The sequence below is a fragment of the Kitasatospora sp. MY 5-36 genome, assembly GCF_001182915.1.
Lineage (GTDB): Bacteria > Actinomycetota > Actinomycetes > Streptomycetales > Streptomycetaceae > Kitasatospora.
This window is the reverse complement of sequence record NZ_LFVW01001415.1, coordinates 1-591: the sequence shown is the minus strand read 5'-3', so window position 1 is coordinate 591 and position 591 is coordinate 1. Positions and strand designations below refer to the sequence as shown.

The 591-nt window shown below is 79.0% G+C and carries 1 pseudogene; it reads left to right on the top strand.

The window, feature by feature from the left end:
• Positions 1–591 (top strand): annotated as a pseudogene (locus AE652_RS42730) (AfsR/SARP family transcriptional regulator); the annotation flags it as partial.

Below are 591 nucleotides of genomic sequence, written 5' to 3'. Positions count from 1 at the left end.
CTCGCCGCCCTGCGGCGGCTGCCCCCGGCCGCGCCGGACACCCCGGTGCGGGCCATCGCCACCGTGATGGCGGCCGTCCCCGAGGTGCTCGGCCCGAACGATGGTGAGGTGGGCGCCCCGGGCGGCGGGCTGTTGGCGGCCCTGTGCGCCGCCCCCGAACCGCTGCTCGCCGGTGTGGCCGAGGCGGTGGCCGGCTACCGCTGGGAGGCCGCGCAGGAGATGGAGCGGGCGACCGCCTCGGCGCGGCGGACGCTGGCGGCCTTCGAGACGCTGCCGGTGCCCTGGCTGCGGGTGCTGGCGCTCGCCCGGCTCGGCGAGCTGCATCTGCAGGGGGAGCGGGGTGCCGAGGCCCTGCCGCTGCTGGGCGCGGCGATGGCGGAGCTGGACCGGCTCGGCGACTGGAACGACATGCTGGGCCTGCGCTGGGGCATGGTGATCGGCAGCTTGCAGGCCGGGGACCCGGACGGCGCCGAGCACTGGCTGGAGCTGGCGGTGCGGCACCAGCCCGCGGAGGCCGCCGAGCTGCCCGCCCCCGAGCTCGGCGTCCGGGCCGAACTCGCCCTCGCCCGGGGCGAGGTGGACGCCGGTCTG